The organism is Bradyrhizobium ontarionense, from assembly GCF_021088345.1.
In the GTDB taxonomy this organism is placed as follows: Bacteria; Pseudomonadota; Alphaproteobacteria; order Rhizobiales; family Xanthobacteraceae; genus Bradyrhizobium; species Bradyrhizobium ontarionense.
The window spans coordinates 108297-123080 of record NZ_CP088156.1 but is presented as its reverse complement, the minus strand read 5'-3'; the positions used below and the strand labels follow the sequence as shown (position 1 = coordinate 123080).

Here is a 14784-nt window from a genome sequence, read left to right as displayed (position 1 = left end):
TCAACATGTAAGCGAGCCGCTCGGCGGGATAGTCCGGATCGAGCGGCAGATAGGCTCCACCCGCCTTCAGCACCGCAAGCAGCGCCACCATCATCGTCACGCCACGCTCCAGCGCCAGTCCGACCACGACGTCGGGGCCGACACCGCCCTGCCTCAGCCGCCGCGCCAGCCGGTTCGCCCGCGCATTCAGCGCGCCGTAGCTGATCGTCTCCTCACCATGCGTCAGCGCAATTGCATCGGGCGCGCGCGCCACATGCGCCTCGAACTGCCGGTGCACGCACAGCGTATCGGCATAGCTCACGGCCGTCGCGTTCCAGGTATTGAGCAGCCGCGCGCGATCATCCGCCGGAACGACGTCGAGCTGACGCACCGGCATGTGCGGCGCCGATTCCAGGGCGGACGCCAGTTGATCCAGAGCCTGCTGCATCATGGCGCAGATCCGATCCGGCGCGACCGGGGCCGCGACCTGGACGGTCAGCCGAAGCCCGTCGCCGTCGTCATCCACGGCCAGCATCAGCGGATAGTTGGTGCGCTCATCCGCGCCGAGCCATTCGATGCCCTGCAGGGGGTCGGCGAGCGTCGCCTCAGCCGGCTGCTCGTGTCTCTGACCGTGGCGAAAGTTCAGGATCGCCGAGAACAAGGGCGTCGGCGGCGCGACACCGCTGCAGCGTTGCGCCATCGCCAAGGAGGCATGCTCATGCCTCATCAGCCCTGCGAGGCGCGCGTGTGCTGCGCGCACGCTGTCTTCGACGGAGGTGCCGTCGAGATCGAGGCGCAACGGCAGCGTGTTGATGAACAGGCCCAGGCTGCGATCGATCTCGGTGCCGGCCTGCATGCGGCCGAACAGCACCGTGCCGAACACCACTAGCTCGCGTCCGCTGCTGCGCGCCAGCACCTGCCCCCAGGCGACGTGGCAGAGACTGGCCAGGCTCACGCCGAGCCGTCGCGCCTGCGCCCGGAGCCGCATATCGAGTGCCGACGTCAGTGGGAGCTTCGCCTCGGATACGCGATCACCGTCGCTCCGTACCTCCATCAACCCGAACGGCGCGGTCGGCGCGTCGATGTCGGACAGCATGTCGCGGAAAAAGCGCTGCCGTGCGTCGTGACCGGCGGCATCGCGGGTCTGGGCCACGAGATTGCGGAATGGCACCGGCGTCGACAGGACATGCCGACGCCCGGACAGGATGGTCTCCACCTCCCGATGCATGGCCTGCAAGGTCGAATGATCGCCGATCAGATGGTGCAGCAGGACCAGCACCAGGACGCGATCAGTTTGGGGATCGCTCGCCACGGTAAACCGCAGCAACGGCGCCTGCGCAAGATCGAGACGGCAGGATCTCGGGTCGAAGCGCCGGGCGAGTTGCAGATGCGCCGGCGCGTCACCGTCGAGTTCGACCTCGGTCACGCTCAGCTGCGCGCGTCGCCAGACAACCTGTGCCGGAGAAGACAAGCCGTCCCAGACGAACGACGTACGCAGGACGTCGTGCCGGTCGATCACCTCCTGCACGGCAGCGAGATAGCGGTCCAGCAGATCGCGGCCGGGAAACGCCATCTGCGCCACCAGCACGTACGGATCCCCCTCGGTCGCCAGAAGATGATGGAACAGGATGCCCTCCTGCAGCGGCGACAGCGCGTAGATGTCCTGGACGTTGGCGATGCCGCCCGGCACCTGCCCGACCACGCGATCGATCTCGGGCTGGGTCAGCGCGATCAGCGGCAGCATCTCAGGCGTGATCGTCGACGTCTGCGACGTGATCGCGTTCGCGGGGATCGCTGTCGCCTGGTCATGCCGCAGGCTCGCGGCGAGATCGCGCAGCACCGGCCTGGCGAATATCGTATGTGCGTCCGCCGACAATGCATGGCGCTTCAAGCGGTCGAGTAGGCGGACGACCAGAAGCGAATGGCCGCCGAGCTCGAAGAAATGATCGTTGCGTCCGACCCGATCGATGCCGAGCAGCTCGCTCCAGAGTCCTGCGAGCGTGTGCTCCATCCCTCCCTGCGGAGGGACATAAGCACGATGCGAGAACGCCTGGTCATCCGGCGCGGGCAGCGCGCGCCGGTCGACCTTGCCGTTCGGCGTCAACGGAAGCGCATCGACGCGCACGATCGCTGACGGCACCATGTAGTCCGGCAGGCAGGCCTGCAGATCGGCCCGCAATTGCGCGGTCCATTCTCCGGCGTCGCCTGCAACATCCGAGGTCACCACATAGGCGACGAGTCTGACATCACCGGGCCCGTCGCGCCGCGCCAGTACCGCGGAATCTCGCACGCCGGCATGCCCGTTCAGGCGAAACTCGATCTCGCCGAGCTCGATGCGGAAACCACGGATCTTGACCTGATGATCGTTGCGGCCGAGAAATTCGATATCGCCGTCGGCCAGATAGCGGCCGAGATCGCCGGTCCGATACATCCGTGCATCATCGCTCAGGCCAAAGGGATCGGCAGCAAAACGCTCCGCCGACAGATCGGGGCAATTGAGATAGCCGCGGGCGACCCCTGCCCCACCGATCCAGATCTCGCCGGCCGCGCCGCGCGGCACAGGCAGGCCTTCGGCATCGAGCAGATAGATGCGTGCGTTGGCGATCGGACGACCGATGGGCACAATGCCGCCGGCGAAGCCTGGCGGACGGCGCCATGCGGTCGCGCAGACCGTCGCTTCCGTGGGACCGTAGGCGTTGAAGACCGTGAGGCTCTGCGGCAAGGCCTGGATCAGCTCTGTCCTCGGCAGTTCACCGGCGAGAACGAGCACCTCCAGACCGGCGAGGCGTGCCAGATCCGACCGCCCCTGCAGCATTGCGGGTGGCAGCGTCGCATGCGTGATGCGGTGTCCGGACAGATAGTTCAGGAGCTCCGACGCGTCGCGGTGCTCGCGATTTCCCGGCAGATGCAATTCAGCGCCGGAACACAGCGCCATGACGATATCCCACACGCTGGCATCGAAGCTGAAGGACGCGAATTGCACGACCCGGCTGTGCGGGCCGACATCGAACAGGGTGATCTGCGCCAGCGCCAGATTGACCAGCCCGCGATGCTCGATCATCACGCCCTTCGGCTTGCCGGTGGAGCCCGAGGTGTAGATGACGTAGGCGAGATGGCGGGACGTCAAGCCACGGGCAACGACGTCCGGCGGGTCGTCCGCCAGTGCTGCCCACACTGAGGCATCGCGCCTCACATCGACGACGGGGCACGTCACGGCCCCGAGCGTGTTCGCCCCCTCCTCGTCACACAGCAGCAGGATCGGATCGGCGTCAGCCACGATCTCGCGCAGCCGCTGTGGCGGATAGGCCGGATCGAGCGGCAGATAGGCCGCCCCTGCCCTGAGGACCGCGAGCACGCTGACGATCGCGTCGATGCCACGGTGCTGGCAGATCGCCACCAGGCGATCCGGGCCCGCACCGCGCGCAACGAGGTGATGCGCAAGCCGATTGGCGGCCGACTCGAGCTCGCGATAGGTCAGTTGAACGTCATCATGGACGAGCGCCACCGCGGAGGGACGCCGGCGCGCCTGCTCGGCAACCAGCTCCCGGATGCAGCGGTCGGACGGGTAGGACGACTGCGTACGATTCCAGGTGTCCAGGAGCAACGCACGCTCCTCGGCTGACAGCAGGTCGATCCGATGCACCGGCTGATCGCTGTCGGCGACCATGGCCCGTAGCGCGGCCAGCAGGTACGCGCGGTTGCGCTCAATCGATCTCTCGTCGAACAGCGCCGTCGCATAATTCAGCTTGCCGGAAATGCGACCGCCGCTTTCGCTCAGATCGAGTTCGAGGTCGTACTTCACCGTACGCTGTTCGGTCGAAAGGCGCTCGACCGCCAGGCCGGGAAGCTCGAATGCGCTGAGATCATTGCTCTGCCAGGCGAACACGACCTGGAAGATCGGCGTATATTCCGGCTGGCGCGGCGGTTGCAGCACTTCGACCAGGTGTTCGAACGGGAGGTCCTGGTGGTCCTGCGCCGCGAGCACCGCCGTCTTCACGCGGCCGATGAGTTCGGCCATGCTCGGCGCTTCGGAGCCGTCGAGGCGTAGCGCCAGCATGTTCACGAAGAAGCCGATCAGCCCCTCGACCTCCGGACGGGTGCGATTTGCCGTCGGCGTGCCGACGACGACATCATGCTGCCCCGCAAGCCGCGACAGCACGATGGCCCAGGCCGACAACACGATGACGAACGGTGTGGCGCCGAGCGCCAGGCCCAGCCGCCTGATCTCGGCCGACAGGTCGACGTCGATCTCGACCGGCACCGCGGCGCCGGCAATGGATCGCGGCGCAGACCGCGGCCGGTCGGTCGGCAGTGTCAACAACGGCGGTGCATCAGCCAGCACAGCCGTCCAATGAGCGAGCTGCCGTTGCAGTCGCTCTTCCGTCAACGATCGGCGCTGCCACGCCGCATAGTCCGGATATTGGATCGCCAGCGGCGCCAGAGGATCGCCTTTGCCGGTGACGAACGCGCCATACAGCGCGGAGAGCTCGCGCACGATGACGCCCATCGACCATCCGTCGAAGACGATGTGGTGCAGGCTGAGCAGGACGACGTGCTCGTCTTCATCGAGCCGGATCAGGCTGCTGCGGATCAAGGGGCCGGTGGTGAGATCGAACGGCACACGCCTGCACGCGTCGAGCAGGTCGCGCAGCCGTCGTGCGCCATCCGGCAAACCGCGAAGATCATGAATCTCCAGCGGCAGCGGCGTGTCGGGCGGCAGCAGCCGCACGTGCGGCTCACCCTGCTCGACGACGAAAACCGTCCGCAGCGCCTCATGGCGCGCGAACAGGCGATCGAGACTGCGGCGCCATGCGGCGATGTCGAGCCGCCCCTGGACGCGCAGCACCGCGTCGATGTGATAATTTGTGCTGCTGCCATCGAGCTGGGCCAGCAGCCACAGCTGCTGCTGCGCGAAGGACAGCGGCAGCTTGCTCTCACGATCGACGACCGGGATCGTGTCGGCTTCGCGCTTGCCGGCGCTGCGGCCGCGCTCTCTGGCGGCCAGCGCCAGCCGCTGCAACGCATCAGGATCGAGATCCCGCAGGCTCGGCTTGGTTGACTGTCTACGCATCACACCTCTGCCTCGATCAGCTCCTGGAGCTCACGCTCCTCGAATTGTTCCTCGATCAGGTTGATCGAGACAATGCGGGCGAACTCTGACAATTCTGGATGGGCGAACAGCTCGGACATCTGCACCGAAACGCCGAACTGCTGCGAGACGCGGCTCATCAGTCGTATGGCCAGCAGAGAGTGGCCGCCGAGCTCGAAGAAGCGATCGCTGCGGCTGACCCGGTCGACGCCGAGCAGCTCCATCCAGATGCGAGCCAACGTGATCTCGATTTCCCCGACGGGATCCGCATGATCGTGCCGCGCCGTCTCGCCTCGCGATGGCGGCGGCAGCTTGCGGCGGTCGATCTTGCCGTTCGGTGTCAGCGGCAGCCGCGGCATCACCACGACGTGTGCCGGCACCATGTAGTCCGGCAGCAACGCTGTGAGCGTCGTACGCAATCTGGAGCCATCGAGCGTATCCTCGCCGCTGACATAGCCGACGAGCTGCCGGCCTCCGCCAAGCTCCTGCGCCACCACGACGCTCTCCCGCACCCCGTGCTGCTCCCGCAGCCGCGCCTCGATCTCGCCGAGCTCGATCCGATGGCCACGGATCTTCACCTGATGATCGGCGCGACCGACATAGTCGAGCACGCCATCGGCGCGCCAGCGCGCCAGATCACCGGTCCTGTAGAGCCGCGCTCCGGCGGCGCCGAACGGATCCGGAATGAACCGCTCTGCGCTCAGACCGGCTCGATTCCAATAGCCGCGCGCCAGCCCCTCGCCGCCGATGAAGAGCTCTCCGGCCACGCCGACCGGAGCGAGGTTGAGATTGGCGTCGAGCACAAGAAGCGTGGTGTTGCCGATCGGGCCGCCGAGCACCGGAATCGGATGCTCGGCATCGAGCCGATGACGCGCCGACCACACCGTGGTCTCGGTCGGCCCATACAGGTTCCACACGTCGCTCCCCAGCTCCACCAGCCGTCGCGCCAGATCCGGCGGCAGCGCCTCGCCACCACTCAGCACGCTACAGCCCCAGGGCAGCCATGGCTCCGGTCCCTCGTGATCGAGCAGCATGCGCCAGCTCGATGGCGTCGCCTGGATCATGGTCACGCCGTGCCGGGCGACGAGCGCCTTCAGCTTGGCCGGATCATGCGCCGAGGCACGATCGGCCAGCACGACGCAGGCGCCGTGCGTCAGGGGCAGCCAGAGCTCGAGCACCGCGATGTCGAACGACAGCGAGGTCAGTCCGAGCACGCGATCATCGGACGCAATTCCCGGCTGCTCGGCCATCGTCGCCAGGAAATTCGTCAGCGCCCCGTGGCGTACCATCACGCCCTTCGGCAGCCCGGTCGAGCCTGAGGTATAGATCACGTAGGCAAGGCTCTCCGGATCAACGGAGACGTCGGGATTGCCGGTGTCGTCGATCTCTTCCCGCGTATTGCCATCGAGCAGCCAGGCTTCGGCACCGGTCTCAGCCAGCGGCGGCGCGAACCGAGCGTGCAACGCCGCTTGTGTCAGCAGCAGCCTGGCGCCACTGTCGCGCAGCATGTGGGCGAGCCGCTCGGCAGGATAGTCCGGATCGAGCGGCAGATAGGCCCCGCCCGCCTTCAGCACGGCGAGCAGCGCTACCATCATCGTCGGCACGCGCTCCAGCGCGAGGCCGACCACGACGTCGGCGCCGATCCCGCACTCCTTGAGCCGCCGCGCCAGCCGGTTCGCCCGCGCATTCAGCTCGCCATAGCTCACCTGGCTGTCACCGCTGACGATCGCGATCGCGTTCGGGGACCGCGCCGCCTGCGTCTCGATCTGCGCAACGATGCCCGGCGCCTCGCCGTTCAACGATCGCGCTGACGTCGTTTCGCCGGTGGCGCCTCTGCTCCAACGCAGGACACGCGTGAGCGCCTCGCCGCTGACCGTCTGGAGGCAACCGGTCGAACGCGCAGCATCGGCCGAGATCTGCGCCAGCCAGTCCCGCATGGCCACGCTCACCAGCCGCACCGCGCCCTCGTCCAGTTGTGCGCGATCATAGTTGAAGTCCAGCCGCAGACCCTCGGCCCCATCGAACGCGGCGACCGCGATCGGATAGTTGGTCGGCGTCACATGCTCGACCTTGCCGATCTGCGGCCCCTCCCCCTTCTGATCCGTCAGCGCCTGATCGATCGGATAGTTCTCGAACACCATGATGCTGTCGAACAGCGACTGGCCGCCCTCGCCTGCGAGACGCTGGATCTCGTGTAGCGGCATCCACTCATAGTCGCGCGCGGATACGTTCCGCGCCTGCAGGGCACGCAGCCAGTCGCCGATCTCGGCCTCCGGATGCGGTCCGTCAATCAAGGGCAGCGTGTTGATGAACAGCCCGACCATCTCCTCGGCGCCGGTCAGCTCGGCCGGACGCCCCGAGACCGTGACTCCGAAGCAGACGGTGTCCTGCCCGGTGTACTGCCGCAGCAGCTGGGCCCAGGCGCCCTGCAGCAGCGTGTTCATCGTGATCCGCTGCTGCGTCGCGAACCGGCGCAGACGCGCGGTGAGATCGGCGTCCAGCAGCTGGGTCAGCCGGCCGTGGCCCGTCGTCACCGCGATCGCGCCGCTCGCGCGCAAGGCGTCTGCCAGACGCGTCGGCTCGTCGACGCCGTGCAGCGTCCGGCGCCAGAAGTCGGCCGCCGCCGCCTGGTCACGCGTCTGCAGCCAGGCGATGTAGTCGCGATAGCTGCCTTGCGCGACCGCCGGCACACCTCCGACGATCTGCTGCAGGACATCGGCCAGCAGACGGGCCGAGCTCCAGCCGTCGAGCACGATGTGATGGTGCGTCCAGATCAGCCAGAGCCTGTCATCATCGAGCCGGATCAGCCGCAGCCGCTGCAGCGGCGGCCGAGTCACGTCGAAGCCGAGCGCGCGCTCGTGCTGCGCAGCCTCGGCGAGCGCCGCATCGATATCGATGTCAGCCCGCCGCGCGGCGCGGCTGCGCCAGTCTTCCTCGACAACGGGAACATCGAGCCGGCGGTAGACGACCTGCTGCGCCGCTCCGGACAGAGGCTGCCAGACGAAGCCCGTCCGCAGCACCGCCTGCCGCGCGCTCGCCGCCTGCCACGCGTCGCGCACCTGCGCCGGCGTCACGCCTCGCAGCTCGACCGCGAGCTGGTTGACGTAAGCGTCGTTAGCGCCGTCACGGATGGCATGAAACAACATGCCTTGCTGCATCGGCGACAGCGGATAGATGTCCTCGACGGTACGGCAATCGAGCGTCGCACAGAGCCGGTCGAGCGAAGCCTGATCGAGCTCGGACAGCGGAACATCCGATGGGGTGAGGCAGCCCGCGCTGCCGAGGCAGTGATCGACCAGGCTGCGCAGCGCGGCCCCGTACAGCTCGGCGAACCGCTCGACCGTCGTGCGTCGATAGCGCCGTCGGCCGTAGCGGAAGGCAAGGTGGAGCTGCCCGTCGCGCACCTCGCCGTTGATCGTGAGCCACGCCCGCAACGGCGTGCTGGCTGCCCGCATCGGACCAGGAGTCTCCGGCGCGATCCGGTACGCGGCCTTGGCGCCGAGATGCCCATCGAAACGGCCGAGGTAGTTGAAGATGATCCGCGGGCTGGGCGCCTGCGACAGGGCTTCACGATGCTCTGACGCACCGAGATGACGCAGGATGCCATAGCCAAGACCGTGGTCCGGCACGGCCCGCAGCGCCTCCTTGACGCGCTTGATGAGCGCAGCGTCGGCGTCGGCGCCGCCGTCGAGACGAACCGGGAAGGCACTCGTGAACCAGCCCACCGTCCGCGTGATGTCAGCTTCGGGAAAGATATCTTCGCGGCCGTGGCCCTCGAGCTCGATCGCGACGTTCTCGCGTCCGCTCCAGCTCCAGACCGCGCGCGAAAGCGCAGCGAGCAGCAGATCGTTGACTTGCGTGCGGTAGGCGACGGGCGCGGTCTCGAGCAGCCGTTCGGTCAGCTCGGCATCGACGCTGAGCACCACCTCCTCGGCCTCCGCCTCGACATCGACGCCGCCATGGTCGTCATCGCATGGCAGATCACTGCCGCCGGACGACGCCAGCCAGAACGGCATCTCGGCAGCCAGCCGATCGGACGTCGCATGCGCGCTCAGCCGCTGCGCCCAGGAGGACGGCGTCTCGCTCTTCGGCGGCATGGTAACAGCCGCAGCTCCGCCGGCGAGCTGCTCGTAGGCCAAGACCATCTCTTCGAGCAGAATGCGCCAGGACACGCCGTCGACAGCGAGATGATGGATGGCGATCAGCAGGCGTTGGCTGCCGTCGACGAGATCGAAGCCGACCGCGCGCAGCAAAGCCCCCGACGCCAGCGACAGGCTCGCCTGGGCCGCTGAAGCGCTTGCGCCGATGTCGTCGTGCCGGACGTCCCTGCGAACCCAAAGCAAGTCCGACGATACCGGCAGATCGGACGGCAGCGCCTGCCATGCGTCCCCGACCTGACGATATGCCACGCGAAGCGCATCGTGATGCGTCACGACGGCGGCAAGCGCACGCTGCAGCACGCTCCACTCGAGACGGTCCCGCGGGACCAGCAGCACCGACTGGTTGAAGTGATCACGGTTGGTGATCGTCTCGGCGAAGAAACGCAATTGAATCGGCAGCAGCGCTCCAATCCCGGACGTCGCTTCGGTATTTTCCGGCACTGCGGCCGGCGTTGCGGCAGCAGCGGGCTTGATCGCGACCACGCCGGCCAGCGCCGCGATGGTCTGCTGCGCGAACATCTGCTTCGGCGTCAGGACCAGGCCGCGCTTGCGCAGCCGCGCGATGATCTGGAGGCTGAGAATGGAGTCGCCGCCGAGCTCGAAGAAATTGTCGTCACGGCCGATCTGCTCGCGGCCGAGCACATCCCGCCATACCGCGGCGATCGCCTGCTCCACCTCTCCGGCGGGAGCGGCATAGGCGACGACGATCTCGTCATCCGGCTGGGGAAGTGCGGTCCGGTCGAGCTTGCCGTTGGCCGTCAGCGGCAGCCGGTCGAGCATGACGATGCGCGACGGCACCATGTAGTCCGGCAGCAGTGCGGAGAGTTGCTGACGCAACCCATCCGGCTGCGACACCGCACCCGCCGCGACGACGACATAGGCCACCAGCTCCTGGCGCTCCTGCTCCGCGTCGATCGCCCGCGCGACGACGGCTGCGTCGGCGATGCCGTCCAGCGAGGTGATCACGCGCGCAACCTCGGCCGGCTCGACGCGATAGCCGCGCAGCTTGACCTGATCGTCGCGCCGGCCCAGGAAAATGATCCGCCCCGCCTGATCGCAGCGCACGCGGTCGCCGGTGCGGTAGAGGCGCTCCCCCGCCGGCCCAAACGGATCGGGGACGAAGCGCTCGCCGGTCTGGCCGGGAGCGCCGCGATAGCCACGCGCCAGCCCGGCGCCGCCGAGATAGAGCTCGCCGGCGACCCCGCGCGGCACCACGTTCAACGCGTCATCGAGCACATGGGCGCGCAGGTTCGCCAAGGGCAGCCCGACGGGGACAACGCCGCTGCCGGCGGCCTCCGTCCACTCATGCGTCGAGACACCAACCGTCGTCTCGGTCGGCCCGTAGTGATTGATGATCCGGCATTGCGGCCGCAGCTGCCGGACCTCTTCGATCAATCCGGGATCGCAAGGCTCGCCACCGAGGATCAGCACCTCGCGCGGCAGCATGTCGGCCGAGCGCCGTGCCCGCAGGAGACCGCGCAGATGACTCGGCACGATCTTGAGGATGCCGACCTCGCCTTCACGCATTGCTTGTGCGAAGGCATCCGCATCGAACGCGGCGTCAGCGGCCAGAAGGTTCAAGGTCGCGCCGCTCGCAAGCGCGCCGAACAGCACGGTATGGCCGAGGTCGGCCGCGACGGTCGAGACCATCGCCATGCCAGCGCTCGCCCTCGGCTGCAGCCGCGACAGCAGCGCCTGCACGTAGTTTGCCAGCGCGCCGTGCGAGACCGCGACGCCCTTGGGGGCGCCGGTCGAGCCCGACGTATAGATGATGTAGGCGGTTTGCGCCGGATGGACCGCACCGGGAACGAACACGCCGTCGCCGTAACCCTCGGCGTCGAGCACCAGACAATCCAGCGCTTCAGCTGCAGCCAGACGGTCGCCGCTCGCGATCAGCGTGCCGATGCCGCCGTCGCGGAGGATACGATTCACGCGCGCGACCGGCCATGCCGGATCAAGCGGCACATAGGCGCCCCCCGCCTTCAACACGCCGAGCAGCGCCGCGACGAAGTCCGGCGACCGCTCGATCCACAGCGCTACCGGCGTTTCACGCCCGACGCCGGCAGCAGCCAGCATCCTCGCGACGCCATCCGACCACCGCTCGAGCTCGCCGACACTGACTTCGGCCCGCCCCTGACGCAGAGCGATCTGATCATCACGGCCGGCGAACGCAGCACCGATCAGACCGAGGATATCAGTAGAGGCAAAGCGCGCCGCCTCCTCCGCCACGACCTGGCGGACGTCCCGCGCGAGGACGAAATCGGCGAGTGGCCGGTCGACGCCGTCAGCGATCTGCTGCAGGAACTCGATGAGCTGGATGCCGATACGCTCGACAGTGGCCGCGTCGAACAGGTCGGTCGCGTAGTTGAGGCTCGCGGTCATGCCCGCGGCGCCGTCGACGATGTCGAGCGCGAGATCGAAATGCGACCCTGCGAGGTCGATGATGCGGGCGCTGCCGCGCAGACCGTCCGCCGCCGTGAAGCCGCGTGGCGCGGCCATGTAGTTGAACTTGACCTGGAACAGCGGATTATGACCGCCGGAGCGTACCGGATTCAGCGCATCGACCAGACGATCGAACGGGAGATCCTGGTGCGCAAGTCCGGAGATGACCTCTTCCTTCGCCTGTTCGAGCAGGTCAGCGAAGCTCATGTCATCCGTGACGTCGGCACGCAGCACCAGGGTGTTGACGAAGCAGCCGATCAGCGATGCGAGCTCGGCCTGTCGGCGGCCGGCGACGGGCACGCCGATGCGCAGGTCCGATTGCCCGGAATAGCGAAACAGCAGCAATTGATAGGCGGCGAGCAGCAGCATGAACGGGCTGACGCGCTGCTGCCTGGCGATCTCCCGCAGCTTGCGCGCCAGATCCGGCGCGATATCGACATGGATCGTGTCGCCGCGATAGCTTGGCACCGGCGGCCGCGGCCGGTCGAACGGCAGTGCCATCGGCGCGTGCGTATCGCCGAGCCGTCGGCGCCAATAGGCTAGCTGCCGCCCGGCCTCGTGGCTCGCGAGCCAGGTCCGCTGCCATGCCGCGTAGTCGGCATATTGGATGGTCGGCGGCGGCGGAGGCGTCGCTGCGTCGCGCCGGAGCCTGTCATAGAGCGTCGAAATCTCGGCGAGCAGCACGTCGAGCGAGAGGCCATCGGCCACGATGTGATGCGCCGACAGCAGCAGCTCGTGCCGGTCGTCGGCGAGCTGCATCAGCACGGCGCGCAGCAACGGGCCATGGACGAGGTCGAACGGCCTCACCAGTTCGCCTCGCGCACGCTCCGCGACCCGCAGCACTCCATCGTCGCGGGAATGCCGGCGGAAATCCTCCACTGCGACAGGGATGTCCAAACCCGCATGGATCACCTGCATGGCGAGGCCGTCCTGCGCAGCGAACGTGGTGCGCAGCGGCTCGTGGCGAGCGACGACATCGGTCAGCGCCCGCACCAGCAGCGTCGGGTCGAGGGGCCCCTCCAACGCGACGGCGCAGGCAACCGTGTAGGCCGTGCTGGCGGGGTCCATGCTCCAGAGGAACCAGAGCCGCTCCTGCGCCGGCGATAGCAGCTGGCGATCGCCGGATGTTGCCGGCCGCAGCGGCGGCAATGCTTTGGCCCCGTTGCTCGCCGCGTCGACATGGGCAGCCAACACAGCGAGCGTAGGCGCGTCGAAAAAGTTGCGAAGATCGAGCTCGACACCAAAAAGGTCACGCACCGTTCCGGCAATCTGGGCGGCTGCGATCGAATTGCCGCCGAGCATGAAGAAATCGTCGTCACGGCCCACCGTGGCGACGCGCAGCACGTCCTGCCAGAGTCGCGCGAGACGGCGCTCGGTCTCCGTCGTAACCTCAGAGGCCGGCGACGGATCGGTCGCCAACGCCTGGCGGGCCCGTTCAAACACCACGAAGCTGTCGAGCGTGCCCTGCGCCCAACCGGCGCGGCAGGCCGAGCGCTGCAGCTTGCCGCTGGTGGTCAGCGGCATGCCCCGAGGGTTGAGCAGCACGACGACGGCCGGATATTCTTGTGTCTGCCCCATCACCGCATCGCTGATGGCCTTGATCAGCACATCAGGCGGGGTTCGTCGCAGCATTGTCCTGCTGAACTCCGCGGCGACGCCGATGCCCTCGGTGCCGTCGATCTCGACCGGAAAGGCCGCGACCCGCCCTTTCCGAACCGAGGCCACCTCCGTCTCCACGGCCTGCTCCAGGTCGAACGGATAGATGTTCTGGCCGCGAACGATCAGCAGATCCTTGAGCCGGCCGGTCACGATCAGAACGCCATCGCGGACGAAGCCGAGATCACCGGTCCGCAACCAGCGCGAGCCGTCTCGCTCGACGAACGTCTGCTCGGTCGCCTGTGGATTATTCCAATAGCCTGGCGCCACACTCGGACCTGCGACCCAGATCTCGCCGACCTCGTCCGCAGCGGCCTCGGAGGATGCATCCGGTCGCATGATCCGCACCGCGTGGCCGTCAGCCACGGTCCCGCACGCCATCAGGTCGGCGCCTTCGCCGGCGTCAGCGACGCGCCCGCCGGCGAGCGCGGCTGGATCGAGCGTGTGACAGACGGCTTGCTTGTCGCGATCGCCCGCCGTCACCAGCAAGGTTGCCTCGGCAAGGCCGTAGCACGGCGTGAGCGCACGAGAGTCGAAGCCGGCCGGCCGGAAGCGCTCCGCAAAACGGTCGAGCGTCGCGCGGCGGACGAACTCCGAGCCGGAGAACGCGAACCGCCATCGGCTCAGGTCGAGGCGTGCGATGGCTTCGTCGGAGATGCGATCCGCGCACAGCGCGAACGCAAAATCCGGCCCGCCGCTGCTGGTGCCGCCATGACGATGGATCGCATCGAGCCAGCGCCGCGGCTGCTCGAGGAAATTGCGCGGCGACATCAACACCGCCGTAAAGCCCGTGAACAGCGGATTCAGCAATCCGCCCATCAGCCCCATGTCGTGGTAGAGCGGCAGCCAGCTGACGAAGACATCATCCCTGGTGCCGCCGATCGCCGCCTCGATCGCGATCTCGTTGGCGACCAGATTTCGGTGGCTGACGCAGACCCCCTTCGGCTGCGACGTCGAACCCGACGTATATTGAAGAAACGCGATCGCATCGCCCTTCAGGTCCGTCTCACGCCAGACGGCCGCGGCATCGACCGGCAAGGCGTCGACGGCGAGAACATGCGCGGCGGTCTCGCCGAGAGAGGCCGCGATGCTGTCACGAAGACGCGCCTGCGTGAGGATGATTCGTGGCGCCGCATCGCGCAGGATACCTGTGAGGCGGTGGGTGTAGCGCTGCTCGCCGCTCTCATGAGGATAGGCAGGCACCGCGATGACGCCGGCATAGAGGCACGCGTAGAACGCCACGGCATAGTCGGGACCGCTCGGCAGCAGGATGACGGCACGTTCGCCCGCCCCCGCCAGTTCCTGCAGATGAGCGGCCAGTCCGCGAATGCGCCGATCCAGCTCGGCGAAGGTCAGTTGTTCGACCACATCATCGCCTTCGATGAAGCGCAGCGCCGGATGATCGGCCCGCAGGGCTGCATGCTCGCGGAGTCGTTCGACGAGAGTTTCTGTCCGCAT

General features: G+C 67.6%; 2 protein-coding genes (1 of these 2 cut by a window edge). Both read right to left on the bottom strand.

Annotated features, from left to right (window positions below; genetic code table 11):
- On the bottom strand, positions 1-5050 hold the 5' portion of the coding sequence (locus LQG66_RS00440; protein WP_231322176.1) for a non-ribosomal peptide synthetase. 1535 nt of this gene lie to the left of the window's left edge; only the first 5050 of its 6585 coding nucleotides appear in the window; its start codon is at positions 5048-5050; the stop codon falls past the left edge of the window.
- On the bottom strand, positions 5050-14784 hold the full coding sequence (locus LQG66_RS00435; protein ID WP_231322173.1) for a non-ribosomal peptide synthetase: 9735 nt from the start codon (positions 14782-14784) through the stop codon (positions 5050-5052). The genes LQG66_RS00440 and LQG66_RS00435 overlap by 1 nt, the downstream gene beginning before the upstream one ends.

Coding starts and splice junctions, on each gene's coding strand:
- LQG66_RS00435 (WP_231322173.1), bottom strand. CDS start 14,784: ATGCGGACAGAAACTCTCGTCGAACGACTCCGCGAGCATGCAGCCCTG.